General features: G+C 68.8%; 20 protein-coding genes and 1 tRNA gene. 14 read left to right on the forward strand and 7 right to left on the reverse strand.

The features are described 5' to 3' along the window. The first annotated feature begins 162 nt into the window (after positions 1-162). The 3 genes from clpB (at position 163) to H6A23_RS08650 (ending at position 4,713) form a co-directional block, all read left to right on the forward strand. On the forward strand, positions 163-2,799 hold the full coding sequence (gene clpB, locus H6A23_RS08640; protein ID WP_204831793.1) for an ATP-dependent chaperone ClpB: 2,637 nt from the start codon (positions 163-165) through the stop codon (positions 2,797-2,799). Positions 2,800-2,969: 170 nt separating this feature from the next. Beyond that, positions 2,970-4,568 carry a PASTA domain-containing protein gene (locus H6A23_RS08645; protein WP_204831794.1) on the forward strand — a complete coding sequence of 533 codons (1,599 nt, stop codon included), beginning with the start codon at positions 2,970-2,972 and terminating at the stop codon, positions 4,566-4,568. Positions 4,569-4,572: 4 nt separating this feature from the next. Beyond that, the gene (locus H6A23_RS08650; protein WP_204831833.1) at positions 4,573-4,713 is read left to right on the forward strand and encodes a hypothetical protein; all 141 of its coding nucleotides are present in this window, start codon (positions 4,573-4,575) and stop codon (positions 4,711-4,713) included. A 70-nt stretch (positions 4,714-4,783) separates the two neighbouring features. On the opposite strand, the gene H6A23_RS08655 is transcribed toward H6A23_RS08650, so the two are convergent. Then, positions 4,784-5,209, reverse strand: coding sequence for a hypothetical protein (locus tag H6A23_RS08655; protein WP_204831795.1), 426 nt, complete (start codon positions 5,207-5,209; stop codon positions 4,784-4,786). 268 nt (positions 5,210-5,477) lie between these two features. Between H6A23_RS08655 and H6A23_RS08660 the strand changes: the two genes are divergently transcribed. Beyond that, positions 5,478-5,906, forward strand: a complete 429-nt coding sequence (locus tag H6A23_RS08660) for an Hsp20/alpha crystallin family protein (protein WP_286165920.1) — start codon at positions 5,478-5,480, stop codon at positions 5,904-5,906. 159 nt (positions 5,907-6,065) lie between these two features. On the opposite strand, the gene H6A23_RS08665 is transcribed toward H6A23_RS08660, so the two are convergent. Next, positions 6,066-7,139, reverse strand: coding sequence for a M24 family metallopeptidase (locus H6A23_RS08665; RefSeq protein ID WP_204831796.1), 1,074 nt, complete (start codon positions 7,137-7,139; stop codon positions 6,066-6,068). Between the two features lie 158 nt (positions 7,140-7,297). Here H6A23_RS08665 and H6A23_RS08670 point away from each other — a divergent pair, with 158 nt between their 5' ends. From H6A23_RS08670 to H6A23_RS08680, 3 genes are all read left to right on the forward strand, one after another. Further along, positions 7,298-7,594 carry a Veg family protein gene (locus tag H6A23_RS08670; protein WP_204831797.1) on the forward strand — a complete coding sequence of 99 codons (297 nt, stop codon included), beginning with the start codon at positions 7,298-7,300 and terminating at the stop codon, positions 7,592-7,594. 12 nt (positions 7,595-7,606) lie between these two features. Continuing rightward, a complete protein-coding gene (locus H6A23_RS08675; protein WP_204831798.1) occupies positions 7,607-8,524 on the forward strand; it encodes a 4-(cytidine 5'-diphospho)-2-C-methyl-D-erythritol kinase in 918 nt (305 codons plus the stop codon). Then, positions 8,502-8,578, forward strand: a tRNA-Pro gene (locus H6A23_RS08680). The genes H6A23_RS08675 and H6A23_RS08680 overlap by 23 nt, the downstream gene beginning before the upstream one ends. A 267-nt stretch (positions 8,579-8,845) precedes the next feature. On the opposite strand, the gene H6A23_RS11735 is transcribed toward H6A23_RS08680, so the two are convergent. Next, on the reverse strand, positions 8,846-8,956 hold the full coding sequence (locus H6A23_RS11735) for an LPXTG cell wall anchor domain-containing protein (RefSeq protein WP_204831829.1): 111 nt from the start codon (positions 8,954-8,956) through the stop codon (positions 8,846-8,848). 141 nt (positions 8,957-9,097) lie between these two features. Continuing rightward, positions 9,098-10,846: an InlB B-repeat-containing protein gene (locus H6A23_RS08690; protein WP_204831799.1), complete on the reverse strand. Its 1,749-nt coding sequence runs from the start codon at positions 10,844-10,846 to the stop codon at positions 9,098-9,100. Between the two features lie 326 nt (positions 10,847-11,172). Between H6A23_RS08690 and H6A23_RS08695 the strand changes: the two genes are divergently transcribed. From H6A23_RS08695 to H6A23_RS08705, 3 genes are all read left to right on the forward strand, one after another. After that, positions 11,173-12,642 (forward strand): APC family permease, encoded by a 1,470-nt coding sequence (locus H6A23_RS08695; RefSeq protein ID WP_204831800.1) that lies wholly within the window; start codon positions 11,173-11,175, stop codon positions 12,640-12,642. 63 nt (positions 12,643-12,705) lie between these two features. Further along, complete coding sequence (locus H6A23_RS08700; RefSeq protein WP_204831801.1) at positions 12,706-13,953, forward strand: metal-dependent hydrolase family protein; 1,248 nt, start codon at positions 12,706-12,708, stop codon at positions 13,951-13,953. A gap of 114 nt (positions 13,954-14,067) precedes the next feature. After that, the gene (locus tag H6A23_RS08705) at positions 14,068-14,973 is read left to right on the forward strand and encodes a LysR family transcriptional regulator (RefSeq protein WP_204831802.1); all 906 of its coding nucleotides are present in this window, start codon (positions 14,068-14,070) and stop codon (positions 14,971-14,973) included. Here the strand turns inward: H6A23_RS08705 and H6A23_RS08710 are convergent. Both H6A23_RS08710 and H6A23_RS08715 read right to left on the reverse strand, forming a co-directional pair. After that, positions 14,904-15,788, reverse strand: a complete 885-nt coding sequence (locus tag H6A23_RS08710; protein WP_353653042.1) for an HAD family hydrolase — start codon at positions 15,786-15,788, stop codon at positions 14,904-14,906. The genes H6A23_RS08705 and H6A23_RS08710 overlap by 70 nt on opposite strands. Before the next feature lie 65 nt (positions 15,789-15,853). Further along, positions 15,854-16,702, reverse strand: a complete 849-nt coding sequence (locus H6A23_RS08715; RefSeq protein ID WP_204831803.1) for a spermidine synthase — start codon at positions 16,700-16,702, stop codon at positions 15,854-15,856. A 117-nt stretch (positions 16,703-16,819) separates the two neighbouring features. Here H6A23_RS08715 and tatA point away from each other — a divergent pair, with 117 nt between their 5' ends. From tatA to lysS, 3 genes are all read left to right on the forward strand, one after another. Next, positions 16,820-17,143 carry a twin-arginine translocase TatA/TatE family subunit gene (gene tatA / locus H6A23_RS08720; protein ID WP_204831804.1) on the forward strand — a complete coding sequence of 108 codons (324 nt, stop codon included), beginning with the start codon at positions 16,820-16,822 and terminating at the stop codon, positions 17,141-17,143. 27 nt (positions 17,144-17,170) lie between these two features. Then, positions 17,171-17,650, forward strand: coding sequence for a transcription elongation factor GreA (gene greA / locus H6A23_RS08725; RefSeq protein WP_204831805.1), 480 nt, complete (start codon positions 17,171-17,173; stop codon positions 17,648-17,650). Between the two features lie 89 nt (positions 17,651-17,739). Beyond that, positions 17,740-19,959 (forward strand): lysine--tRNA ligase, encoded by a 2,220-nt coding sequence (lysS, locus tag H6A23_RS08730; RefSeq protein WP_204831806.1) that lies wholly within the window; start codon positions 17,740-17,742, stop codon positions 19,957-19,959. Positions 19,960-20,169: 210 nt separating this feature from the next. Here lysS and H6A23_RS08735 read toward each other — a convergent pair whose 3' ends face one another. Continuing rightward, the gene (locus H6A23_RS08735; RefSeq protein ID WP_204831807.1) at positions 20,170-21,276 is read right to left on the reverse strand and encodes a hypothetical protein; all 1,107 of its coding nucleotides are present in this window, start codon (positions 21,274-21,276) and stop codon (positions 20,170-20,172) included. 494 nt (positions 21,277-21,770) lie between these two features. On the opposite strand from H6A23_RS08735, the gene H6A23_RS08740 reads away from it, so the two are divergent. Then, complete coding sequence (locus H6A23_RS08740) at positions 21,771-24,350, forward strand: ATP-dependent Clp protease ATP-binding subunit (protein ID WP_204831808.1); 2,580 nt, start codon at positions 21,771-21,773, stop codon at positions 24,348-24,350. Positions 24,351-24,454: the final 104 nt, after the last annotated feature.

Here is a 24,454-nt window from a genome sequence, read left to right on the forward strand (position 1 = left end):
AATGCCTAAAAGGGGCTTGTCCCCTTTTAGGCATTTTACGGCACGGTTGTTCTCGCCGGCACGCAGAAAATCTATCATGTAGACACTTAGATATGCGTATAAGCCCCTGCTCAGCGGGAACAATATCCCTTGATGAACAGCGAACCCAAGAAGGGGGCAACCATGAGAATCGACAAGTGGGCCGTGACGGCCCAGGAGGCGCTGCAGGCGTCCATCGGCATCGCGACGGATGCCAGTGCCGGGCAGCTCATGCCCATCCACCTGCTCAAGGCCCTGCTCAGCTCCGGCGAGCACAACCTGCGCGCGATCATCGAGCGCGTGGGCGCGGACCCGGCCGGCATCGAGTCCCAGGTGGACCAGGCCATCGCGCGCCAGCCGCGCGTCACCGGCGACGCCAGCCAGATGGGGATGGGCGACGCCCTCGTCCGCGTGACCAACGCGGCGGAGAAGCTCGCCACCAAGATGGGGGACTCCTACGTCACCACCGAGCACCTGCTCTGCGCGCTCGCCGACGCCAAGGACGAGGCCGGCTCCATCCTCAAGGCCGCCGGCGTCACCTCCAAGCGCGTCGAGGAGGCATACAACGACCTGCGCGGGGATGAGCGCGTGACCAGCCAGGACTCCAAGCCGGAGTTCGAGGCGCTCGAGAAGTACGGCCGCAACGTGACGGACCTCGCGCGCCAGGGCAAGCTCGACCCGATCATCGGCCGCGTGGAGGAGATCCGCCGCACCATCCAGGTGCTCAGCCGCCGCACCAAGAACAACCCCGTGCTCATCGGCGAGCCGGGCGTGGGCAAGACCGCCATCGTGGAGGGCCTCGCGCAGCGCATCGTCAACGGCGACGTGCCGTCCACCCTGCGCGACAAGGAGCTCATCGAGCTTGACATGTCCGCGCTCGTGGCGGGCGCCAAGTACCGCGGCGAGTTCGAGGACCGCCTGAAGTCCGTGCTCAAGGAGGTCGAGAAGTCCGACGGCCGGATCATCCTCTTCATCGACGAGCTCCACACCATCGTGGGCGCTGGTGCCACGGAGGGCTCCATGGACGCCGGCAACATCCTGAAGCCCGCCCTCGCGCGCGGCACGCTGCACGCCATCGGCGCCACCACGCTGGACGAGTACCGCAAGTACATCGAGAAGGACGCGGCCCTCGCGCGACGCTTCCAGACCGTCATGGTCTCCGAGCCCACCGTCGAGGACACGATCTCCATCCTGCGCGGCATCAAGGACCGCTACGAGCAGCACCACCGCGTCCGCATCACGGACTCCGCGCTGGTCAGCGCCGCCGACCTCTCCAACCGCTACATCTCTGACCGGTTCCTGCCGGACAAGGCCATCGACCTCGTCGACGAGGCGGCGAGCCGCCTGCGCATGGAGCTCGACTCCATGCCAGCCGACATCGACGCCGTGGACCGCCAGCTCACGCAGATGCAGATCGAAGAGCAGGCCCTCATGAAGGAGGAGGACGCCGCCAGCAAGGAGCGCCTCGAGACCCTGCGCGGCGAGATCGCCACCACGCGCGAGAAGCTCGACGGCATGAAGGCGAAGTGGGAGAACGAGAAGGGCGCCATCGACCGCGTGCAGGACCTCAAGTCCAAGATCGAGGACGCGCGCGTGGAGATGGAGCGCGTGACCCGCGAGGGCAACCTCGCGCGCGCCTCCGAGCTGCGCTACTCCACGATCCCGAGCCTCCAGCACGAGTACGACGAGGCCGAGGCCGCGCTCACCGCGCGCCAGGAGGAGGGGGGACTCCTCAAGGAGGAGGTCACCTCCGAGGAGATCGCCGAGGTCGTGAGCTCGTGGACGGGCGTGCCCGTGTCCAAGATGATGCAGGGCGAGATGGACAAGCTCAAGAACCTGGAGAGCGAGCTGCACAAGCGCGTCGTGGGCCAGGACGAGGCCGTGTCCGCCGTGGCCGCCGCCGTGCGCCGCAGCCGTGCGGGGCTCTCCGACCCCAACCGCCCCATCGGCAGCTTCTTCTTCCTCGGCCCCACCGGCGTGGGCAAGACGGAGCTCGCCAAGGCGCTCGCGGAGAACCTCTTCGACGACGAGCGGGCGCTCGTGCGCATCGACATGTCCGAGTACATGGAGAAGTTCAGCGTCCAGCGCCTCATCGGCGCGCCTCCCGGATACGTGGGCTACGACGAGGGCGGCCAGCTCACCGAGGCCGTGCGTCGGCGTCCGTACTCCGTCATCCTGCTCGACGAGATGGAGAAGGCGCACCCTGACGTCTTCAACATCCTGCTGCAGGTCCTGGATGACGGCCGCCTCACCGACGGCCAGGGGCGCGTGGTGAGCTTCAAGAACACGATCATCATCATGACGTCCAACGTGGGCAGCCAGTTCATCGCCGGCGCCAACGCGGCGAGCGACCCGGACGAGGTCCAGCGCGAGGTCAACAACGCCCTGCGCCAGACTTTCAAGCCGGAGTTCCTGAACCGTATCGACGACGTGGTGGTCTTCCACGCCCTCGGCCTCGAGGACATCGAGAAGATCGTGGACATCCAGCTCCGCGACGTGCGCGACCGCCTCAGCCGCGACCGCATCCAGCTCGTGCTGACGCCCGCGGCCAAGCAGTCGCTCGCCCTCGACGGGCTCGACCCCGTCTACGGCGCGCGTCCGCTCAAGCGCCTCATCCAGCGCCAGGTGGTGGACTCGGTGGCCAACCTCATCATCGACGGACAGCTCACCGAGGGCGACACGGTCCGCGTGGACGTGGGTCCTGACGACCGCCTCTTCGCGGCGCGTGACGACGCGGCCGGCCACGACGGTGAGCCCCTCGAGCCCGACTCCGTGGAGTAGCGTCCGGCGGAACAGGCGAAGGCGACCTGACAAAGGTGACAGGGTCAACTGTCATGAACCATTCATGACAGTTGACCCTGTCACCTTTGTCAGGTCGCCTTCGCCTTTGTCAGGACCCGCCCCCTTTGCTTTACGATAGAGGCATCATTCAACGACCGGTTGGGGGCGACATGGCAGAGGACGAGAAGAGCAGGGCGGACGAGACCGTCGCGGCGCCGCCGGACTCTGACGCCACGAGGATCGCGACCAGCCTGCCGACCATCGTGATTCCCGCCGAGAAGGAGGACCCCGAGGCCCCTGCCGCCGCAGGCGACGGCATCGACGCCCTGGGCGACCCGTACTTCTCGCCCGTCGTGCCCGACAACCTCACCGAGGCGCGCGTCCCCGTGTCCATCCCGTCGCCGGTCCAGAGCCTGCCCGAGCGCAAGCGGCGCCTGCCGCGCTGGGCGGTGGCCCTCATCATCGTGGTCCTTCTCGCCTGCGCGGGCGGCGTGGCGTACTACACCTACGATCAGGAAATCTGGGGCGGCAAGACCATCCCGCGCGTGGTGGGGCTCACGCAGGAGGACGCCACGCGCGCCCTCGAGGACCTCGGCTTTGCCGTGTCCGTGGAGCCCGTCGCGGCCGACTCCGGGTTTGGCGTCGTGCTCGCGTGCAGCCCGTCCGAGGGCCAGCGCGTCGACCCGTCGGCCGGCGCCACCATCTCCGTGGCGAGCCAGCGCACCATTCCTCAGGTCGTGGGCATGGATGTGGACTCCGCGCGCCAGGCGCTCCTCGACGCGGGCGCGGAGAACGTCACGCTGGCCTATCAGAACTCCGATCAGCCCGCCGGCACGGTCCTCGCGGTGAGTCCCGAGCAGGGGAGCGCGTTCGTCTCGACCGACCCCGTCACCGTGACCGTGGCGCGCGCGTTCACCGTTCCCGCGCTCGAGGGGATGCCCCTCGCAGACGCCCAGGCCGAGCTCGAGGCGGGCGGCCTGACCTCGAGCGTCGTCTACGTTGAGTCCGATGCCGAGAAGAACACCGTCGTGAGCCTCGACCCGCCCGCCGGGACCGAGGTCGCCGCGGGCGCGAGCGTCACGCTGGCCGTGGCCACCCCCATGCCCGGCGAGCCCTACGACCTGATGGCGTACTTCGACGCGGCTCCCCAGGCGCTCTCCACCTACCTTGCGGACGCCGGCTTTACGCTCGACTACGGGGAGATCTACGCCTCGGGCGGCAACGCGCACGTGGCCTACACGGGCGCCTCCGGCGATCTTCTCCAGATAACCAACGACCCTGAGACCGCCCACTATGCGGGCGGCTCCCAGGCGGACGTGCTGGCGCGCGGCGCGGGCGTGGGCGGCGTGCGCTACGCGTTCTCCGCCGAGACCCTGCCCTCCGGCGGCGCCGCCGAGAACGAGTCAGGTATCCGTGCGGTCATGGAGGCGTGCGGCCTCGAGGGCCTGCTGGACACCTGCACCGAGGGCGACATCGTGGGCCCGATACCGGAGCCTGATCCCGTGGAGCCAGAAGAGCCGGAGGACCCGGCGGACAAGGAGGGCGCGGACGCCGCCGCGGAGGAGCCCGCCGAGCCCGCGCACCACTTCATCTGCGGCTATGGCCGCCAGGGGGACTACACGTGGGCGGTCATCATCGGCGGCTACGAGGGGTCCACGCGCGTGGTGGCGCTGGCGGCGCCGACGGCGCACTTCTCATCCGTCAACCTCTCGGACTTTGGCGGGAGCGTCTGCGACTACATTGCCTACATCGACCAGTACACGGGGTGATCGCGTGATTGACGACAAGGACCAGAAGGACGCCGAGAAGAACGAGTTCGTGCGTGCGGAGAACGAGGACGACGACGGGTACGACCCCTATTCCGACCGGCTCCCGGACCCCGAGCCCCTCTTCGAGCGCGACCCCTGGTCGTGACGTGACAAAGGTGTCAGGGCAAACTGTCATGAAAGGTTCATGACAGTTTGCCCTGACACCTTTGTCACGTCTAGCTCGTGGCACCCCAGTTGGTCTGCATGTAGCCCCACAGGAAGTAGACGACGACCGCGAGAACCGCGAGGACCGCGATGAGCGCGAGGGCGGTCTTGATGCGCGTCTTGCGCTCGCGTGAGACGAAGATATCGCGGCGCCCCTTGGGAATCTCGAGGTACTGGCCGTAGTGAAGGTCGCGCCTGAGCTGCTGGCTGTCGGCGCGCGAGCGGCGGTACCCTCGCCCGGAGAACGCCCCTCCGCCGATCGTGTACCCGGAGTCGTGGGCAATCTGGGCGGGCTCGTCCTCCTCGTTGGCAAAGTCGTCGATGGGCTCGACGCTGCGATGCGCCGGTCGCTGGCGGACGTAGGGGGTCCGCGCCTCCTGCTCGGACGGCTGCTGCGGCGCGTCGGACAGCTCGTCGAGCTCGTTATCGTTGGTCATATGCGCTCCCGTTAGCAGTCATGAACAGCAATGCACCCATCATACGGCAGCGCGCTCGCACGACGCGTGCGGTCAAGAAGACTTCTAAAACTGTAAGAAATCCCAAGGGCGCCGTGCATATATCTAAGTCATACGCGCTTAGATATGGTGAGTATATGACGCTCAGAAAAGTTTCCGGCAAGCGTATAGAAACCGGGGCGTGGGGAACAACTACCTATGTACAGCAAGGGCGCCGGGGCGGCGCCCACATCACAAGGGAGTGATCATCATGGCACTGGTTCCTTACGATCGTTATTCTCGCGCTCTTCGCAACTGGCCGTTTGACGCGCTGGACAACTTCTTCGACGCGCCCTTCGCGCCGCTCTCCTCGACGGCCTCGAACTTCAAGATGAACGTCGAGGACGCGGGCGACAAGTACGTCGTCACCGCGGAGCTCCCGGGCGTCAAGCGCGAGGAGATCGACGTCGAGCTCAACGAGGGTCGTCTCTCCATCTCCGTCGAGCGCAAGGAGTCCGATGAGGAGAAGGGCAAGAACTACCTCTACAAGGAGACCGGCGAGTGGAGCGCCACGCGTGGCGTCTACCTCAAGGACGCGGCCGTTGCCGGCCTGACCGCCAAGCTCGAGGGCGGCGTCCTCACCGTGAACGTCCCCAAGCAGCAGGAGAAGGCCAACGTCACCAAGGTCTCCATCGACTAGCTTCCGCGGACGAGGTGACGCACCGGGCCGGAGCCTTTGGGCTCCGGCCCTTTTTGCTGGCGGGGGCGACCTGACAAAGGTGCCGGGGTCGTTTGTCAGGTTTTTTCATGACAAACGACCCGGTCACCTTCGTCAGGTCGCCCCCGCCAGCATCCATCCCTAGAGGACGGTGATGCCCTTGGGGTAGCTGTTGAGGACCTCGCATCCGACCTCGGTCACGATGACGAGGTCCTCGATGCGCACACCCATGTCACCGGGCAGGTAGATGCCCGGCTCGATGGAGAAGCACTGGCCGGGGCGCACCGGCTCGTCGTGCGTGGCGGAGACGTCGCCCGGCTCGTGGTCCACGAGCCCGATCTGGTGCCCAAGCCGGTGCGTGAACGCCGGGCCCCAGCCCGCGTCCTCGATGACGCGGCGCGCCGTGAGGTCGATCTCGGCAAAGGTGACCCCGGGCCGTACGACCTTCTCGGCCTCCTCGTTTGCGCGCCGCACGGCGTCGTAGACCGCGCGCTGGTGCTCGGTGGGCTTGGCGGTGAAGAAGGTGCGCGTCATGTCCGAGCAGTACCAGTCGCGCCGGCAGCCCACGTCAAAGAGGACCATGTCGCCCGTCGCGAACGGCGTGTCGTCGGGTTCGTGGTGCGGGTCGGCGGCGTGGTCGCCAAAGCTCACGATGGGGGAGAAGGAGTGTCCCTGCGCCCCGAGGCGGCGATACTCCCCGAGCAGCCCGTCGGCGATCTGGCGCTCGGTCACGCCGGGGCGCACCTGCTCCGCGAGCCAGGCCATGGCCTCGTCGTTCATGCGGGAGGCGGCACGCATGAGCTCCCGCTCGCGGGCGTCCTTGATCGAGCGCGCGTCGTCCACGGCATCAGAGGCGAGGACGAAGCGCGCGGCGGCCCCGACCTCCATGAGGGGCACGAGCCAGCGGGCGGCGAGCTCCTTGTCCACGCCGAGCGGCCGGTCGTGCGCCGTGACGTCGGCCACCAGGGGGATGGGGTCGTCGGTGTCAGAGAACGGCACGACGCGCGTCCCACAGGCGGAGGCGTCGGGGAAGAGGCGGTTCACAAAGAGGGTCGGCGTGCCCTCCGCGGGCACGTAGAGCGCGAGGAAGCGCTCAAAGGGCTCGGTGTAGTAGCCGCAGAGCCACCAGATGGAGAGCGGGTCCACCACGAGCATCTGGTCGACGCCCCTTCTCGCCAGGTTCTTCCGTACGCGCGCGAGGCGGCTCTCGTCCATTGCTCCTCCTTCGACAAAGATGGTCCCTGCTATGGTACGCCGTGCTATGTGGCGGCATCGTGGCGGCCGTCCGGCAGTTTGTTGCTTGCGTGGAGTCAGAGTAAGATAGACGTTCGCTCATTCTGGGCTTTTTGCCCATGAGACGAATGGAGGCATCCATGGAGAACGACATCCCTCCCGTGAACCGGGTTGACGAGATTCGTGAGGAGCTGGGCAGGCTCGAGGGCAAGCGCCTCAAGGTGAAGGCCAACATGGGCCGCTCCCGCATCGTGGAGCGCGCCGGCACGCTCGTGCACGCGCACCCCTCGCTCTTTGTCGTCGAGGTGGAGGAGCGGCGCGGCCGCACCTCTCGCCAGTCCTACCAGTACGTTGACGTGCTCACCGGCACCGTGGAGCTCTATGACATGGAGTCCGGCGAGCGCCTCTTTGACTTCGTCGAGTCCTTCGCGGAGTAGGCGCGGCGCACGATGGCGGGCCCGATCGTCGTCACGACCCCCTGCAAGGTCAACCTCCACCTTGGCGTCCATCGCGAGAAGGACGATCGCGGCTATCACCGCGTCGACTCCGTGATGGTGCCGGTTGACCTGTGCGACGTGGTGACGGTGACCGAGGCGCCTGAGCTGAGCGTGAGCTTTGACCCCGCGCTTGAGGTCGCCCCGGAGAAGACGGGCGTCTGGAGGGCGGCCGCCCTTCTCGCCGAGGCGCTGGGGAGGAGCCCGGGCGTCTGCGTGTCCGTGGGCTGTCACATTCCCGAACGCGCGGGCCTCGGCGGGTCCTCTGCGGACGCGGGGGCCACGCTCCGGGCGCTCTGCGCGCTCTGGGGGGTGGACCCGCTTGATTCCCGCGTGGTAGCGGTGGCGCGGCGCGTGGGTGCCGACGTGGCCTTCTTCCTGCGTCCGGAGCCCGGGCTCTACCTGGGCGCCGGGGACGTTCTCGAGCGGACGCTCCCGGCATTCGAGGCGCCCGTTGCCCTGGTGATGCCCCGCGCGGAGGGCGGCTCCACGGTGGCCGCCTACGCGGAGTTTGACCGCGCGGGCACGGCGCCCCAGGGGTACGGGCCCCTGTGCGCGGCCCTTGCCGCCGGGGATGTGCCCGCCGTCGCGGCGCGGCTCCACAACAACCTTGCGCCCGCCGCGCGAGCCCTCTGCCCGGAGGCGGGCGAGGTCGAGGCGTGGCTGCACGGGCGCGAGGGCGTCCTTGCGGCGCAGATAACAGGCTCGGGCACCTGCTCGTTTGCGCTCTGCGAGAGCGTCTCTGCCGCGGAGGCCGCGTGCGCCGCGGCGCGCCGGCACGGCTGGCGGGCCTGGGCGACAAAAACTGGTTGGCGCGCGCGAGAAAGTCTGCTAGAATACTCCCCTGCTACGGGTTGTGGCTCAGCTTGGTAGAGCGCTCGGTTCGGGACCGAGAGGTCGCTGGTTCGAATCCAGTCAACCCGACCACGTAGATGCGGGGCCGTCGGCAATGCGCCGGCGGCCCTTTCTCGTGCGCCGAGGTGGTGCCCCAGGTGAGAAGAACGTGCAGCGCGCGGCCGGCGCACTCCTGGGTATGGGACACAAAGAGAGTGACAGGTTTCGAACGGATGGGGCCGTTATTTCGGCCTCGTTTGTTCAAAACCTGTCACTCAGGTAGGGCGGCACTCGGGAAGGGTGACGCTCGGGTAGGGCGGCACTCAGGCAGGGCGGACCGGGACCCGCGCTGCGGGCGAGCTAGGAGCGCCGCGTGCGGAAAATCAGAGCAGCTCCCACGGCCACGAGGGGGAGTGCCGCGCCAAGGAGGAAGAGGGGCGCGTTGGTGGTGGCGTCCCCGGTGTCGGGAATGCTGGCCCTCCGCCGGGAGGCGGGCTTCTTCTTGGCGTGCCCGCTGTCCCGCCCGACGTTCTTCTCGCCCTGCTGCGGGGTGCCCGAGCCGTCCGTTCCACCCTGCTGACCACCGGTGCTCGAGTCCTTCTCGACGGGCTTTCACTGGGCGTAGAGCGTGAGGTCGTGGCTGGCGTAGGGGAGCGAGAGGGGCGCGCCGGCGGCATACGGGGTCCCCGAGCCGTCGGCCTTGGTGTTCCAGCCGGCGAACGCGAACCCCTCGCGGGCGGGCTCCTGCGAGGACACCGCGGTCTCGAGGGTCGCGGATGCCGCGCGGGTCTCCTCGGCGGCCGGCGCGCCCGTGCCGCCGTTGGCGTCGTACGCCACGCGATAGGTTCCCGTCACCGTGACGGTGGCCGCGCGGGAGGTCTCGTAGTTTCCGCCGGTCGCGGCGTTGCCGGCGTAGTGATGATAGAACCGGACCGCGTAGACCCCGGGCAGAGACGTGTCCACGTTGTGCTCGACGCGCGCGTGCGCGGCGTCATCAAGGCTCACCGCGGCGCCCGCGTGGTCGACGATGCCCACGAGGCTGTCCGCGGGCTGCCATGCGTCGCCCACGGCAAGTTCCAGGTCGCGCGTCTGGATGGTGGGGCGCAGGCGCACGTGGGCGGTGCCGATCCTGATACCGTCCGCGTTGGGGCCGCCCAGGACGGCATCGCTCCCGTCACGGTTGAGGATGATGGCCTCCTTGCCCGACCTCCGATAGCGGTACTCCTGCATCAGGTCGTCGTCATGGTCTTCGTCCACGTTGAGGACCCAGTCGGGGAGGCCCGGGTACACAGTGTTGGAGTCGCCCGTGCCGACGGACCAGCCGAGGTCGCGCACCGCATCGCGAATCCCGCGCAGGTCAATGCTGTAGACGCTGCCCGTGTAGATGGTGGGGTCGTCAAGCGCGCTGTGGCGGTCCAGATAGGCGAGGTTGTCTATGTGGAAGTCCGCGAGGCTGACCTCGGGCATGGCCTCCTGGACCTCGCGGGGGACGGGCGTGAACTCGCCCTCGAGGACGTCTCCCTTGGGGGCCACGGTCACGCCGAGGTACTTGCCGCCGCCCGCGAAGCGGCCCACGGTGGCGCCGTTGGCGTCCTTCTCGGTCTCCTGGCGGGCAAAGCGCAGGTACGTGTTGGCGTTGTTGCTGGCACCCTCGAACTTGGAGGCGCTCCTGAGGCCCAGCCGGGCGTAGCTGAGGCCGTGGAGCACCTCGCTGCTGTACCCGCCGGCCACCTCGAGCGGCAGCGTGACGGCTACGGTCTCGCCGGGCTGAAGGGTGCCGCCCAGCCCGACCTTCTTGAGGTCGCCCCAGGCGTTTGCGGCCGCGTAGGCGCCCGGCGCCTCGGCGAGCGCCGCGCGTCCCGTGGTGCCGGAGTCTGCCGTCAGCTCAACGGTGACCTGGGACGCGTCTTCCGTGGAGACGATGGCGGCGGCCCCGGAGAGGCGCACCACCGGGCGGTCGGCCTTGCCGCCTCCCGTGTAGTCTCCGTAGGGGGTCGTGAGGGTGGCGTCCAGGGGAACGGCGGAGTCCGAGGCGTTGGTGACGGTCAGCACGCCGCGCAGGTTGCGCATGAGGTCGACGTCCGCGAGCGACTTGTCCATGCGGTGGACGTCGGTGTCCTTCACGTACGCGTAGTTGGACGTCTGGCCGGAGTCGTCCGTGTAGTAGAGCGCAAAGCTGACGCCGCTTTCCGCGGTGACGGGCGCGCTGTTGACGCGGACGCCGCCTCCGGGCTGGGTGCCCGTGTAGAAGCTGTTGGTGCTGAGGGCCTGCGCCGGCAGCGGCGGGGCCGCCAGCGCCAGGGCGACGCCGAGCGCTCCGGCAACTGCCGCGAGCAGCCCGCGCCCGGGGGTGCGTTGCATGTTTCCTCCTATGGTCGTGTCCTGCGGGGACGTTCCGACACACCATCGCAGCATGACGCTGCGTCTCGTCAACCCCGCCCTCGCCCCTCCCTGCGGGGTTTTCGGCGGCGCGCGCCCATCATGCGAGAAGTGCATGACGCCTTGTCGCGCGTTCGATGTATCAGGCGGCTAACAAAGCATCCCGGCGTGCCCGGACCGACCGTTCGCCGTTCTTCTCGCCCCGTCGTGCGGCCGCGACGCGGGGCTGTCTCCCTAGGCTCTCGGGTATCGGAAAGCGCGGGCGCCCCGGGGCCAACCCCCGGGCGCCCCGAGGGACGGGAGGCATCATGGCGGACGGCTCGGCGGCCGGCGGCATGAAGAAGGAGCTCACGCTCTTCAACTTCTTCACCATCGGCTTTGGGGCGATCATCGGCACCGGGTGGGTGCTTCTGGTGGGCGACTGGATGGTGCTGGGCGGCGGCCCCATACCGGCGATGGTGGCGTTTGCCCTGGGGGCGCTCTTCCTGGTGCCCATCGGCATGTGCTTTGGCGAGCTCACGGCGGCCATTCCCATCTCGGGCGGCATCATCGAGTACGTGGAGCGGACCTTTGGACGGAAGATGGGCTTCTTTACGGGGTGGATGCTGCTGCTGGGCAACGCGCCGCTGTGCCCGTGGGAGGCCATCGCCATCTCAACGCTGCTCACGGACCGCTTTGCCGAGTTCCCGGCGCTCGCGTGGCTGAGGTCGGTCAAGCTCTACACCATCATGGGCGCGGACGTCTACCTCTGGCCCACGCTCATCGCGCTGGGGTTTGCCGTGCTCGTCATCTTTCTCAACTTCCGCGGCGCCGGCGCGGCGGCCAAGCTCTCGAGCTTTCTCACCAAGGCGCTGCTCGCCGGAATGGTTCTTGCCATGGGCATAAGCCTCATGACGGGCTCGCCGGAAAACGCCCTGCCCGTGTTCTCCCAGGCGGAAAACGCCGCCGGCGGAAGCTCCACCGAGGCGACGAGCCTCATGGGCGGCATCATGGCCGTCTTGGTGATGACGCCCTTCTTCTATGCGGGCTTCGACACCATCCCCCAGCAGGCCGAGGAGGCCTCCGAGGGGATTGACTGGAAGCGCTTTGGCCTCATCCCCGCCATCGCCCTTCTCGCCTCGGGCGCGTTCTACCTTGTGTGCATCTACTCGTTTGGCACCATCATCGACTGGCACGAGTTCGTGGGGAGCTCCGTGCCGGCGCTCGCGGTGCTCGAGCGCATCAACGTGTTCTTCTACCTGGCGATGCTCGTCATTGCCACGCTCGGGCCGCTGGGGCCGATGAACTCGTTCTTCGGCGCGTCGAGCCGCCTCATGCTCGCCATGGGCCGCAAGGAGATGCTCCCCGCCTCCTTTGGGAAGATCGACCCGGCAACGGGCACGCCGAAAAAGGCGCTCGTGGCCATGGGCGCGCTCACCCTCGTGGGCCCGTTCCTCGGCCGCAACATGCTCGTGCCGCTCACCAACGTGGCCTCGCTCGGCTTCATCTTTGCGTGCACGATGGCGGCCGTGGCCTGCCTCAGGCTGCGCCGCACCGAGCCCGACCTCCCGCGCCCGTACCGGGTCAACGGGGGACGCGCGGGCATCGCGGCGGCCATCGCCGCGGGACTCGTGATCATCGGCCTCATGGTGGTCCCGGCGAGCCCGGCCGCGCTCTCGCCTGTCGAGTGGGCCATCACCGCCGGGTGGATCGTCATTGGGTTTGTCATTCTCGCCGCGTTTGGGCGCGGGGGCGCGCGGCGCTGCGCTCCCCCTGACGCGCAGGGAACGCGCGGCTAGCGGGAATGTGCCGGAAAGCTACGGCAGGAACGCAGGCATTTGGACAGGGAATTGGAGGATCGCATGGGAAACTACGCAATCAGGGGCGGCAGGCTCGTGGACGGCACCGGGGCGGCCCCGGTCGATGACAGCCTCGTCCTCGTGGACGAGAAGCGCATCGTCTACGCCGGACCCGCCGCGGAGATTCCGGAGGGCTATGAGGTCGTGGACGCCACGGGCAAGACCGTGATGCCGGGCATCATTGACACCCACCTGCACTTCTCGGGCAACCTGACCGATGACGACAACGACTGGGTCATCGAGTCGGTCCCGCAGAAGCAGGTCGTCGCCGTCAAGCAGGCCTATGACGCGCTCACGCACGGTCTCACCACGGTCTGCGAGATCGGCCGCAACGGCATCGCCATCCGCGACGTGGTCAACATGGGCGTCATGAAGGGGCCGCGCATCTTTGCCACCGGCCTCGGCTTCTGCCGGACCGCCGGGCACGGCGACTCCCACCGCCTGCCGCAGGACTACAACAAGGCGTCGCACCCCTGGGGCGACCAGGTGGACGGCCCGTGGGACCTGCGCAAGGCCGTGCGCCGGCGCCTGCGCGAGAATCCGGACGCCATCAAGATCTGGGCCACCGGCGGAGGCATCTGGCACTGGGACTCCGGCCGCGACCAGCACTACTGCTACGAGGAGATCAAGGCCGTCTGCGACGAGGCCGCCATGGTGGGGATCCCCGTGTGGTCGCACAGCTACAACTCGGTGAGCGCGGCGTACGACTCCGTGCGCGCCGGCGCCGAGCAGCTCATCCACGGCTTTGAGCTTGACGAGAAGACCATGGACCTCATGGCGGAGCGGGGCACCTTCTTCACGCCCACCATCGGCTTCTTGCCCACGTGGTACGCGACGTACCCGCCGGCCTACACCCCCGAGCTCGACCGCTTCCCCGGCGAGACCGTGGTGGAGAAGGAGCTCCAGCGCACCTACGCCAACCTGCGCGCGGCAAACGAGCGCGGCGTCACGCTCACCATCGGCTCCGACTCGTTCTCGTTTGTGACGCCCTACGGCTGGGTCACGATCGACGAGATGTACGACTTCGTGGACAAGGCGGGCATCTCCGTGCTCGACACCATCAAGGCCGCCACGCTCAACGGCGCCAAGATGGTCCACAGGGAGGACGAGTTTGGCTCGCTCGAGGCGGGCAAGCTCGCCGATCTGCTCGTGGTTCGCGGCGACGTGGCGTCCAACATCCACGACCTCACGCCGGACAACATGGACCTCATCATGAAGGAGGGCGACGTCGTCGTGCGCGACGCCCTGTAGCGCGCCCGCGCCGTCCCCGCGGCCGACGTCTTTCCGGCGCCCCGTCGCCTCGCGCGGCGGGGCGCTATGCTGTGGGGAGGCGATGCGGGAAGCCGGCTGTCTGGAGGCCTGGCGATGGAGGCGAACATCCACAAGATCGGCGCGTTCGTTGCGACGGCGCGCCTGGGAAGCATCACGCGCGCCGCGCGGGAGCTCGGGTGCACGCAGTCGACGGCGAGCCGCATGGTCTCGAGCCTGGAGGAGGAGTGGGGCGTGCGGCTCTTCGAGCGCCGCGGGCCCCAGCTCTCCCTCACGGGGGAGGGCGAGCGGCTCCTGCGCGCGGCGCGCGAGGTCATTGCCGCGTGCGACGGGCTCGATCGCTGCGTCCGCGGCATCGCCGAGCTCGAGGTGGGCTCCGTGGACGTTGCCGCGCCGTCAAGCGTAGTGTCCCAGAGACTCGCCGGGCCGCTCGGCCGGTTTGTGGCGGACCACCCTCGCGTGGAGGTCAACCTCTACGAGACCACCTACGACGAGGCGGAGCGCATGCTGCGCGCCGGCCGCGCCGACCTCTCCTTTGTGTCGACGCGGCTCGAGGGGGACGGGATCGTCTCCACGCCGTTTGTGCGCGACGAGATCGTCGTGGTGACGCCGCGCGGCCACTTTGCCGACGCCGCGCGCCCGATTCCCATCCGCCAGCTGCTCGACGAGCGCTTCATCGCCGACACCGAGACGGCGCCGCTCCTCCAGCGCGAGCTCACGAGCCCCTGCATCCGCTGCCAGACCTCGGACATCACCGCGATTCTCGCGCTCGTCGAGGCGGGGCTGGGCATCTCGCTCCTGCCGAGCCTCGCGCTCGAGCGGGCCGAGCGCCGGGTTGACGTCTGCCACCTGGAGGTGCCCGCGTACCGGACCATCTACCTCGCCCACCGCGCGCACGAGGGGCTTGCCCCCGCGCCCGCGGCGTTTCTCGGCTACCTCGAGGGGCGCGCGGAGCCGCCGGAGGCCGGCCGTCCTTCTCGCCGGCAGGTCGCCAGCATGTGACGGGAGACGGCGTGAAGCGCGCAGCTGCCAATCACGTGGCCCGCCGCGCGCTTGGCGTCCTCGCTTGCGCCCCGCGGCGCATAGGCGTGCGAAAAGCGCTCGAGCATGGCGAGGTCGTTGCCGCCGTCGCCGTAGACCGCGACCTCCTCCTCGCCTATCCCCAAGTGCCCCGCAAGCCAGGCCACGGCCTCGCCCTTGTTGACGCGGGCGTCGGTGAGCTCGAAGAGGTCGCCGTCAAAGGACGCGTTCACGACCCGGGAGGCGTGGTCGCCCACAAAGCCGAGGAGCTCGCGGCGCAGCCCGTCGTCCGCCACGCGGAAGTTGACCTTGCAGATCGGCCGCGCGAGCACGTCGGCGTCCGTCTGGTCGAAGTGGGTGTCCGGGGCGGGCGGCTGCCGGCGGAGCCTTCGCGCCACGAGGCGGCCGAGCGGGCCCGGGGACGGCCGGAAGCCCGCGAGGTGGCTCTCGCGCGTGCCGCGCACGTAGGTCCCGTCCTGCGCGATGCAGTTGAAGCACACCGCGGGAAACGCGGCGAGCAGCTCCTCGAGTGTTGCCGGGTCAAAGCGTGAGAACCGCAGCGTCGCGCCCCGCGCGTCGCAGATGAGCGCGCCGTTGGCGGAGACGGTCTCGAGCGGGAGGTCGCGGAAGCCAAGCGTGGAGGCGTGGCGCACGGCCCGCCCGGTTGCCAGGGCCACGTGGCGCCCCGCGCCGAGCACGCGGCGGAGCTGCAAGATGATGGCGCGGTCCGTCTGGTGGAGCGCGTTGAAGAGCGTCCCGTCAAGGTCGCTGGCAAAGAGTCTGATCAGGGGTCCCACCTCCCGCGGGTCATAGGGGCAGTATAGCGCCGCGGCGGGGAGGGGCGAGAAGGGCCGCGGCGCCCCTAGCGTACCGTCACGGCGCCCTCGGGCAGCGCCACCGCGGCGTCGCTCGCCACCACCACGTTGTTGCCGGGCTTCCCCGGCTCGCCGGGCCACTCCGGCACGTAGCTCACGCGCGCGAGGACGCGCCCGAAGGCCGCCTCGACCTCGCGCAGCGTGCGCGCGCCGCGCCCCTCGCAGGCGCAGCGGACGTTTGCGAGGTAGACGCCGCCCTCGGCGAGGTGCTCGCGCACCACGCGTGCGCCCTCGTCGGTGGCGAGCGGGCCGAGTGGCCGCTTGCCGGAGAACGCGTCGTTGACGATCACGTCGTAGGGCTCGGCGGCGGCGCGAAGGAACCCCCAGGCGTCGTCGTTCACCAGGCGAAGCCGCCCGTCCTTCTCGGCGCCCGTCTCCTGGAGGCACTCGTCCAGGAAGAACCGCTCGCGCGCCAGCGCCGTGATGGCGGGGTCCACCTCGACCACGTCCACGCTCGCGGCCGGCACGTGCGTGGCCAGGTACTTGGGCAGCGAGTAGCCGCCCCCGCCCATGACCATCACGCGCAGGGGCCGCGCCGCCGAGCGCCCGCGCGCGCGGACCAGCCCCTCTATGACGGCGGCCATGGCGCGGTGGTACTCGCACGCGAGCTCAAAGCGCAGCTCGCGCGGGACGTAGCTCACGGACTGGAACGTCCCGTTGACGTTGAGCAGGCGCACCGGCGTCTTGTCCTCGGTCAGGGAGTCAAAGACGAGCGTGAGGCCAAACTTGGTGCGCAGCACGCTGACACCGCGCCGGCGCAGCCCCCAGAGCAGGGCGAGCAGCACGGCGGTGCAGACGACGGTCAGGACGAGAAGGGCGCAGACGAGCTCTCTCACAGGGGCTCCTTTTCGCGTTTTAGAGATTGTGAGTAGCGTGCAACGTCGGCTATACTAGCTGATGCTGTATTGGGCCTGTGGCCCGTCTGAGACAACGCACCGGAAGGACACTTCATCATGATTCTTGGCATGGGGCCGCTTGAGATCGTCATCATCCTCGTCATCGTGCTCGTCATCTTTGGGCCGAAGAACCTCCCCAAGATCGGCAGCGCCCTGGGCAAGACCGTCAAGAACGTGCGCGAGGGCATGGAAGAGGGCAAGGACGAGAAGGACGAGAGCCCGATCGAGTCCCACGATGACTCCGTCGAGGTCATCGAGGACGAGGACGACGCCGATGCCCCCGAGGCCGCTGCCTCCGACGCGGTGTTCTGCTCCAAGTGCGGCGCCAAGAACGCGGCCGACGCCGAGTTCTGCTCCAAGTGCGGCAGCAAGCTCAACTAGTGGCACGCGGCAGATAGGGAGCAGCACATGGATAGCACCAAGAAGATCGAGCTCACCCCCGAGGGCCGTCAGCGCCTCGTCGACGAGCTGGAGTACCGCGAGGGCGAGAAGCACGACGAGATCGTCGAGCGCATCAAGGAGGCCCGCGGCTTTGGCGACCTCTCGGAGAACTCCGAGTATGACGCGGCCAAGGAGGAGGAGGCGCGCAACGCCGCGCGCATCAACGAGATCCGCCAGATCCTCTCCGTGGCGACCGTCGTGGAGGCCGGCCCCGCGCGCGACCTCACGGTCTCTATTGGCACCACTGTCGAGCTGAAGGACGAGAAGGGCAAGACGTCCACCTTCACCATCGTGGGCACCACCGAGACCAACTCCCTCGAGCACAAGATTTCCAACGAGTCCCCCGTGGGCAGCGCCCTGGTGGGCCACCGCAAGGGCGACGAGGTCGAGGTCGTCGCGCCGTCCGGCAAGACGAGGAAGTACGTCATCACGGGGATTTCCCGCTAGGCTAGGCTTCCTCTTCCGACAAGCAGCAAGCGTGGGGCCCCGTGTCTGCGTATCGCAGGTGCGGGGCGCTTCTATCCGAAAGGGACAACATGGCAGAGAACACCGCCGCGACCAGCGCCGCCACTGACGAGCGCGCGATGCGCCGCGCCCGCCGCCAGGCGCTCATTGACGCGGGCGTGAACCCGTACCCCATCTCCTCCGAGGTCACGGCGCACGCCGCCGAGCTCGAGGCCACCTACGCCGAGCTCGAGGACGGCACGGACACCGAGGACGTGGTGAGCGTCGCCGGCCGCATCCGCGCCTTCCGCAAGCAGGGCAAGGCCGCCTTCATCGTGCTCGAGGACGTGACGGGCTCCATCCAGCTCTTCTGCCGCCGCGACGTGCTCGGCGACGAGGGCTGGGACCTGCTCGGCAAGCTCGACCTCGGCGACATCCTGGGCGCCACGGGCGCCGTCATGCGCACGCGCCGCGGCCAGCTTTCCGTCTCGCCCACGAGCCTCACCGTGCTCTCCAAGGCGCTCCGCCCGCTGCCGGAGAAGTTCCACGGCCTCACCGACCGCGAGGTCCGCTACCGCCAGCGCTACGTGGACCTCATCATGAACCCCGAGGTCCGCGACGTCTTCCGCAAGCGCAGCCAGATCGTCTCCCTCATCCGCCGCTACATGGAGGCGGACGGCTACATGGAGGTTGAGACGCCGATGATGCACGCCATCCTCGGCGGCGCCAACGCGCGTCCGTTTGTGACGCACTTCAACGCGCTCGATCGTGACTTCTACCTGCGCATCGCCACCGAGCTGCCGCTCAAGCGCCTCATCGTGGGCGGCCTCGAGCGCGTCTTTGAGATCGGCCGCAACTTCCGCAACGAGGGCATGGACCTCACGCACAACCCCGAGTTCACCTCGATGGAGGCCTACTGCGCCTACGCCGACCTCGAGGGGATGAAGCGCCTCTCCGAGGGCCTCTTCAAGATGATCGCGCGCGAGGTCTGCGGCTGCGCGGAGGGCCACGAGGTCATCACCTTCCAGGGCCAGGAGATCGACATGTCCGGGGAGTGGGCCAGCCGCCCGCTGTCCGAGATCGCCTCCGAGTGCGTGGGCGAGCATGTGGACATGGACACCCCGGTCGAGCACCTGCGCGAGCTCTGCGAGAAGCACGGCATCGAGGTCCAGCCCAACTGGGGCGCCGGCAAGCTCCTCTTTGAGCTCTACGACGAGCTGGGCGAGAAGACCATCGTGAACCCCACCTTCGTGTGCGACTATCCCGAGGAGGTCTCCCCGCTCTCCAAGCGCAAGCCCGAGGACCCGCGCCTCACCGACCGCTTTGAGCTGGTCATCGCCGGCCACGAGTACGCCAACGCCTTCTCCGAGCTCAACGACCCCGTGGACCAGGCGGGCCGCTTCGCCGAGCAGGTGGCCGCCAAGGGCATGGGCGACGACGAGGCCATGGGCTACGACTACGACTACGTGCGCGCCCTCGAGTACGGCATGCCCCCGGCGGGCGGCATCGGCTACGGCATCGATCGCATGGTCATGCTCTTCTGCGACCAGCCGGCCATCCGTGACGTGCTCCTCTTCCCGGCCATGAAGCCGGAGACCATCACCAAGGCGGACATCGAGGCGCAGGTTGCGGGTGCCGTGACGGACAACGCCGCGGCCTCCGTGGACGCCATCGCCGAGGACGCCGAGAAGGTCACGGCCACGCCTGCGGCGGCGCCGGCGGCGCTTGTCGCCGGGCTCTCCCGCGACGAGGCGCTCGCCCTTCTCGCCGAGCACAACAAGGAGGAGTTCCACCTCGAGCACGGTACGACCGTGGGCGGCGTGATGCGCGTCTTTGCCGGTGAGATGGACCCCGACAACGCCGACTTCTGGGAGGTCGTGGGCATCCTGCACGACCTCGACTGGGAGGAGCACGGCGACGACCCGGTGGGCCACACCACCTACGCGGCCGAGCTCATTCGCGCGGCGGGCGGCTCCGAGGCGCTGGTGCGTGCCGTTCAGTCCCACAACTCCGACAACAACCCCGAGCTGCCCGCGCCGGAGCTGCCCATGGAGAAGGTCCTCTTTGCCGTGGACGAGCTCACCGGCCTCATCGGCGCGGCCGTGATCATGCGCCCGAGCAAGTCCGTCATGGACTTCGAGGTGAAGTCGCTCAAGAAGAAGTTCAAGGACAAGCGCTTTGCCGCGGGCTGCGACCGCAACGTCATCCGCAAGGGCGCCGAGCTCTGCGGATGGGAGCTCGACGAGCTCTTCGCGCGCACCATCGACGCGATGAAGGCCATCGCGCCCGATCGCGACACGTTTGGCAAGTAGCAGCGGGGCGCCCCGAGGTTCTTCTCGCCGCGCGCCCCGTGGCCGCACTCGCGGAGGGCACTCGCGAGTGCGGCCACGGGGCGGGTTGCGTGAGGGCACTCCCTCAATACCCTCGGAAATCTGGCCGCATTCGCGTTCTTATCGCCGCGAGTGCGGCCGCACTTTTGGAGGGCACTTGCGAGTGCGCCCGCCCACCGTCCCGCGCCGGGCTTACCACGCGGGCTTCTCGCTTGGGGCGGCGGGCAGCATCTGGCTCAGAAGGACGATGCGCGCCTGCCGGGCGTCTGGGTCGCCGAGCGTCTTCCGAACCCTGCACTCAAACGCGGGCCCCTCCGTGCGAGCAAGGGAGTGGGCAATGAGGGCAAGGTAGGCGTCGAGGGCATGGATGGTCCTCACGTTCTTGTAGCTGGCGGGAAACACGGAGATCCCGCAGGCCTGGTAGTCGCGGATACGCCGCTGGTCCTCCTCAAAGCCCTTCTCGCTCACGTGGTCCTTGCCGTTGTACTCCGAGGCCGTGCGCTGTCCGTTCCAGTGAAAGTCGGGGCGCATCTGCCTGTGCTCGATGAGACCGCGCGCCTCTGCGGGCCACTCGATGGGGGCGTTCTCCAGAAACGGCGGAAACTCGACGCCGCCCATCCGCGCGGGCAGTTTGTAGACAAACGAGAGCAGCGTCTCCTCGGGCGATCCCGCACCGGACTGCACGAGCGCCGCCGCTCTTCTGGCGCGCTTGATGCCCCTGATGCCGCGCGCCTCCTCAAGAAACGCGACGATGTCCTCGGGCGTTGCGATGGGCGGGAGCTCGAAGGCGCAGGGGCCGTGCGCGGGGTCTGCGGGGTCGCGGGCGTATGAGCCGCAGGCCTCCATGGGAAACGTCGGCAGGCGGTAGAACGCTGCCGTGCTGGTGAGCGCCCCAAGCTCCACCTGTCGGCCGAGCTGCTGCTCAACCCGTATGAGGCTGAGGCCGGCGGACTCGACAAAGAGGCGCAGCGGCTCATCCCCCGCACACGGCCATGCCTCGCCCGACGTCCGAAGCACCTCGAGAAACGCGTTCTCGGGAAGGTCGGCGAGCAGTGCGCGCGGCCGGACACCATGCGCCCCGCTGCGATTTGCCCGCGAGAAAAACGTGAGGTTGAGGGGCGTGCCCGGCTGCGCCGGGACCACCTCCTCCGGAAGGGCGAGCCACAGCGCGGGAACGTCAAGGATGCCCGTGGCAAGCTCGCGGTGCGCGTTTCCCGCGGGCTCGAGGGCTAGGTCGGGGCTGGCGCGGGCGAGGCGGGTGAGCTTGAGCGAGTCGGTTCCGGCAAGAAATACGTTCATGGGCACACCTCCGAGTGCGAGGATGGCCCAGCATAGAGAGCATGGGGTTCCGGGATGCCTGCATGCTCCTCTCCGCCTTCGGACGCCTTTCTGACGAGGCGGCCGGGGCACGCGGCAGAGGGGCAGGCAGCGGCCCCGGGAGAAACGATGCGTTGCGGACGCCCGTTTTGGGCGGGACGTCGGCGTGTCGCAAAATCTATAGATGGGCGCGGGGCGGGTGCGGGCGGCTCCCGTGAGTGCCCTCCGCAAGTGCCCTCCGCAGGTGCGGCCGCACTCGCGACATATTTCACGTGGGTGCGGGCATCCTGCGGGGCAATCCCCGCGAGTACCCGCTTAGACACCGCCGTGTGACCGCACTCGCGAGTGCCCTGCGAGAGTGCCCCCATACGCCGGCCAACATCGCGAGAAGAACGCTGCGTCGCTTATGGTGTTTGCGCTGGGCGCGCCATGGGTACAAACTATAACCGTGAAACGACCATGGGAGGGAATCCCCTATGTTTGAGAAGTTTACCGACAAGGCGCGCAAGGTGATGAGCCTCGCGCAGGAGGAGGCGCGCGGCCTCGGGCAGATGTACGTGGGCACCGAGCACCTGCTCCTGGCGCTCATCAAGGAGGGCGACGGCGTGGCGGCCCAGGCGCTCGCCAAGCTCGACGTCACCTATGACGAGACGCTCTCCACCGTGCGCGACCTCACGCCGAGCGAGACCGAGCCCGTCCCCGGCGGGCACATCCCCTTCACGCCGCGCGCCAAGCGCGTGCTCGAGGGGGCGTATCGCGAGACGATGACCCACGGCCAGACGTACATCTCGACCGAGCACCTGCTGCTGGGGATCGTCTCCGAGGGCAACGGCCGCGCGATGGACGCCCTGCGCCAGATGGGCGTCTCGGCCGACGCCGTGCGCAACGCCGTGAACGAGCTCGCCTCGAAGTCCTCCGAGAGCGCGCAGCCCGCCACGGCCGACGTGCGGATGGCCGGCTTTGGCGGCCCCGGCCCGCAGCAGTCCGGCGACGAGGGCTCCGTGCTGGAGCAGTACGGCCGCAACCTCACCAAGCTCGCCGCCGACGACCGGCTTGACCCGGTGATCGGCCGTGACCGCGAGATAGAGCGCGTCATGCAGGTCCTCGCGCGCCGGCAGAAGAACAACCCGCTCATCCTGGGCGACCCGGGCGTGGGCAAGACGGCCATCGTCGAGGGGCTCGCGCAGCTCATCGCCGGGGGCAACGTGCCGGACATCCTGCGCGGCAAGCAGATCTGGACGCTCGACCTCGCGAGCCTCGTCGCCGGCTCCAAGTACCGCGGCGAGTTCGAGGAGCGCATGAAGAAGGTCGTCAAGGAGCTCCAGGACTCCAAGGAGGACATCCTCTTCATCGACGAGATCCACACCGTGATCGGCGCGGGCTCGGCCGAGGGCTCCATCGACGCGGCCTCCATCCTGAAGCCGCCCCTCTCGCGCGGCGAGATCCAGGTCATCGGCGCCACCACCGCCGAGGAGTACCGCAAGCACGTGGAGAAGGACTCCGCCTTCGAGCGGCGCTTCCAGCCGGTGAACATCGGCGAGCCCTCCCCCGAGGACACGATCAAGATCATCGAGGGCCTGAAGGAGCGCTACGAGAAGCACCACCACGTCCGCTACACGGACGCCGCCGTGGAGGCGGCCGTGACGCTCTCGAGCCGCTACGTGCAGGACCGGTTCCTGCCGGACAAGGCCATCGACGTGCTCGACGAGGCGGGCGCCCGCACGCGCGTGCACAAGATGGCGCTGCCGCCCGAGATCGCCCAGACCGACGCTGACCTCGCCCGCGTGCGCGAGGAGAAGTCGGCCGCCGCGGCCGCCCAGGAGTTCGAGGAGGCGGCGCGCCTGCGCGACGAGGAGAAGGCGCTCGTGGCCCGCCGCGACGAGCTCGAGGCCAAGTGGCGCGAGGAGCTGGCCGCCAACGTGGTGACCGTGGACGAGAACGATATCGCGGACGTGGTCTCCACGATGACGGGCGTGCCCGTCTCGAGCCTCACCGAGGCCGAGGCCTCCAAGCTCCTGCGCTGCGAGGACGTGCTCCACGAGCGCGTCGTGGGCCAGGACGAGGCCGTGACCAAGGTCGCCAAGGCCATCCGCCGCAGCCGCAGCCCCCTCAAGGACCCGCGCCGCCCCGGCGGCTCGTTCATCTTCCTCGGCCCCTCGGGCGTGGGCAAGACCGAGCTCGCCAAGGCGCTCGCCGAATTCCTCTTCGGCTCCGAGGAGGCGCTCATCAGCTTTGACATGTCCGAGTTCATGGAGAAGCACACCGTCTCCAAGCTCGTGGGCGCGCCTCCCGGATACGTGGGCTACGACGAGGGCGGCGAGCTCACCAAGGCCGTGCGCCGCCGGCCCTACTCCGTCGTGCTCTTCGACGAGGTGGAGAAGGCGCACCCCGACGTCTTCAACGTCCTTCTCCAGATCCTGGAGGAGGGTCGCCTCACGGACGGCCAGGGCCGCCACGTGGACTTCTCCAACACCGTCATCATCATGACGTCCAACATCGGCGCGCGCGACATCGCGCAGACCACCACGATGGGCTTCTCCGCCCAGGGGGCGGGCGGCCTCTCCGACAAGGAGATCACGAGCCGCGTGATGTCCGAGCTCAAGAAGCACTTCCGCCCGGAGTTCTTGAACCGCGTGGACGAGGTCGTGGTCTTCAAGTCCCTCACGTCCGAGCAGCTGCGCGGGATCGTGGAGCTCATGGTGGCCGACCTGCGCGACCGCCTCATCGCGCAGGGGATGTCCATCGAGCTCACGGACGCCGCGCGCGATCTTGTGGCCAAGGAGGGGGCCGACCCGGTCTACGGCGCGCGGCCGCTGCGCCGCGCCATCCAGACGCTCATCGAGGACCCGCTCTCCGAGGAGCTGCTGCAGAACCTCTGGCACCGCGGGGAGATCATCCGCGTGGACGAGAAGGACGGGCGGCTCGTCTTTGAGCACGCGACCGGCGAGATTCCCGCGCCGCGCCGCCGCGAGCACATGGCCTCGCCCGACCTGGCGTCGCTTCCGGAGCCGTCCGCCCCGCGCGCGAGCGGCGGAAGCCTCCTCGCATCCGACTAGCGTACGTGACGGGGGGGCGGAGCGGTGACAACCCCTCCGTCCCCCTTGTCACGCCGTATACTGAGAGGCGAGAAGTCAGGCCGGCCCGGCGGGGCCGGCGCGCA

Origin of the sequence: Olsenella uli, assembly GCF_016900775.1 — a bacterium.
GTDB classification, from domain to species: domain Bacteria; phylum Actinomycetota; class Coriobacteriia; order Coriobacteriales; family Atopobiaceae; genus Thermophilibacter; species Thermophilibacter uli_A.

What these genes read in the sequence shown, in the direction of transcription:
- tatA (WP_204831804.1), top strand. Translation starts at nt 16,820, where the DNA reads ATGATTCTTGGCATGGGGCCGCTTGAGATCGTCATCATCCTCGTCATC.
- H6A23_RS08690 (WP_204831799.1), bottom strand. Translation starts at nt 10,846, where the DNA reads ATGCAACGCACCCCCGGGCGCGGGCTGCTCGCGGCAGTTGCCGGAGCG.
- greA (WP_204831805.1), top strand. Translation starts at nt 17,171, where the DNA reads ATGGATAGCACCAAGAAGATCGAGCTCACCCCCGAGGGCCGTCAGCGC.
- H6A23_RS08740 (WP_204831808.1), top strand. Translation starts at nt 21,771, where the DNA reads ATGTTTGAGAAGTTTACCGACAAGGCGCGCAAGGTGATGAGCCTCGCG.
- H6A23_RS08705 (WP_204831802.1), top strand. Translation starts at nt 14,068, where the DNA reads ATGGAGGCGAACATCCACAAGATCGGCGCGTTCGTTGCGACGGCGCGC.
- H6A23_RS08655 (WP_204831795.1), bottom strand. Translation starts at nt 5,209, where the DNA reads ATGACCAACGATAACGAGCTCGACGAGCTGTCCGACGCGCCGCAGCAG.
- lysS (WP_204831806.1), top strand. Translation starts at nt 17,740, where the DNA reads ATGGCAGAGAACACCGCCGCGACCAGCGCCGCCACTGACGAGCGCGCG.
- H6A23_RS08670 (WP_204831797.1), top strand. Translation starts at nt 7,298, where the DNA reads ATGGAGAACGACATCCCTCCCGTGAACCGGGTTGACGAGATTCGTGAG.
- H6A23_RS08645 (WP_204831794.1), top strand. Translation starts at nt 2,970, where the DNA reads ATGGCAGAGGACGAGAAGAGCAGGGCGGACGAGACCGTCGCGGCGCCG.
- H6A23_RS08700 (WP_204831801.1), top strand. Translation starts at nt 12,706, where the DNA reads ATGGGAAACTACGCAATCAGGGGCGGCAGGCTCGTGGACGGCACCGGG.
- H6A23_RS08695 (WP_204831800.1), top strand. Translation starts at nt 11,173, where the DNA reads ATGGCGGACGGCTCGGCGGCCGGCGGCATGAAGAAGGAGCTCACGCTC.
- H6A23_RS08735 (WP_204831807.1), bottom strand. Translation starts at nt 21,276, where the DNA reads ATGAACGTATTTCTTGCCGGAACCGACTCGCTCAAGCTCACCCGCCTC.
- H6A23_RS08660 (WP_286165920.1), top strand. Translation starts at nt 5,478, where the DNA reads ATGGCACTGGTTCCTTACGATCGTTATTCTCGCGCTCTTCGCAACTGG.
- H6A23_RS08675 (WP_204831798.1), top strand. Translation starts at nt 7,607, where the DNA reads ATGGCGGGCCCGATCGTCGTCACGACCCCCTGCAAGGTCAACCTCCAC.
- clpB (WP_204831793.1), top strand. Translation starts at nt 163, where the DNA reads ATGAGAATCGACAAGTGGGCCGTGACGGCCCAGGAGGCGCTGCAGGCG.
- H6A23_RS08665 (WP_204831796.1), bottom strand. Translation starts at nt 7,139, where the DNA reads ATGGACGAGAGCCGCCTCGCGCGCGTACGGAAGAACCTGGCGAGAAGG.